The 1,860-nt window shown below is 71.6% G+C and carries 1 protein-coding gene; it reads left to right on the forward strand.

What is annotated here, in order from left to right; genetic code table 11:
* Positions 1–3: 3 nt before the first annotated feature.
* Positions 4–1,860 (forward strand): proline dehydrogenase family protein (locus AC1DOC_RS31930; RefSeq protein ID WP_478131365.1); only part of this gene is annotated, 1,857 nt, incomplete at its 3' end.

The raw sequence follows: 1,860 nt of genomic DNA on the forward strand, positions 1-1,860 counted from the left end.
GCCATGCACCTGCCCATCCCTTACCGGCCTGAAGCCGATGTCGTCTCGCACCGGCTCGCCTCGCTCGAAGGCGCGCTCGACTGGCGCGCCGCGGCCGCCGCCGCCACGCCCTGGGTGGAGGCGGTGCGCCGCCATCCGCCGCCGTTCTGGGCCATGGAAAGCCTGCTGCGCGAGTACCCGATCTCCAGCGCCGAGGGCCTTGCGCTGATGCGCCTGGCCGAGGCGCTGCTGCGCGTGCCCGACGCCGCCACGGCCATTGCGCTCACGGCCGACCAGCTGGGCCGGGCCGATTTCGAGGGCACGGCCGATTCCACGCTGTCGCGGCTGTCGTCCGCCGCCATCGCGATGTCGAAGAAATTCCTGCCCGAAGGCGACCATCCGCCCGGCCTCATGGCCAAGCTCGGCTCCCGCACGGTGGTGGCCGCCACTTTGCGCGCGGTGCAGTTGCTGGGGCGCCAGTTCGTKCTCGGACAGACCATCGCCGAAGCCATGGACGAGGCCCGCTCGGCGCACCGCCGGCAGGGCGCGCTGCGCTTCAGCTACGACATGCTCGGCGAAGGCGCGCGCACCGATGCCGATGCGCTGCGCTACCTCGAGAGCTACACGCAGGCCATCGGCGCCATTGCGGCCGGTGCCGATGCGGCGCGCGGGCCCGAGCACAACGACGGCATCTCCATCAAGCTCAGCGCGCTGCATCCGCGCTACGAGGACGCGCAGCGCGAGCGCGTGATGCGCGAGCTGGTGCCGCGCGTGTGGCAGCTGTGCGAACTGGCGGCCGATGCCGGCCTCAACCTCACCATCGATGCCGAAGAGGTCGACCGGCTCGAGCTGTCGCTCGACGTGTTCGAGGCGCTGGCCGCGCGCGTGGCCGCCGAACGGCCGCAATGGCGCGGCTTCGGCTTGGCGCTGCAGGCCTACCAGACGCGCGCGCTCGAATTGATTGCGCACGTCACGGCGGTGGCGCGCCGGCACAAGCTGCGGCTGATGTRCCGCCTCGTGAAGGGCGCCTACTGGGACGCCGAGATCAAGCGGGCCCAGGAACTCGGCCTGCCGCACTACCCGGTCTTCACGCACAAGCACCACAGCGACGTGAGCTACCTGGCTTGCGCGCGTGCGCTGCTGTCGGCGCCCGATGCGGTCTATCCGCAGTTCGCCACCCACAACGCGGGCACCATCGCCGCCATCCTGCAGATGGCCGAGGCGGCCGGCGCGCCCTTCGAGCTGCAGCGTCTGCATGGCATGGGCGAGGGCGTCTACCGCGAAGTGATGAAGAGCACCACAGCGCCGGTGCGCGTGTACGCCCCGGTGGGCCAGCACAAGGACCTGCTCGCCTACCTCGTGCGGCGCCTCTTGGAAAACGGCGCCAACTCGTCCTTCGTGAACCAGCTCGGCGACGAGCAGGTGGACATCGGCGAGCTGCTGATGTCGCCGCTCTGGCTCGAGGAGGCGAACCCCGCCCTGCCGCTGCCGCCCGCGCTCTACGGCCCGCCGCCGGCGCGGCGCAACAGCGAAGGCATCGACCTTGCCGTCGAGCCGATGCGCGCGCCGCTGCTGGCCGCGCTGGAGACCACGGCGGTGCCGCATGTCGAATTGTTCGATGCCGCCAGCGCGCCCAAGGCCGTGGCCGCCAGCGCTGCCGCTTCCCGCAGCTGGCGCAAGACGCCGGTCGAGGCGCGCGCCGCCATGCTGCGCGAGGCCGCCGACGCGCTGCAGCGCGAGTTGTCGCGCTTTTGCGCGCTGCTGGTCAAGGAGGCCTTCAAGACCTGGGGCGACGCGGTGGCCGAAGTGCGCGAGGCCGTCGACTTCCTGCGCTACTACGCCGACGAGGCCGAGCGCATCATGCAGCCCGTGGCGCTGCCC

The organism is Variovorax sp. 01T439_2, assembly GCF_056398445.1.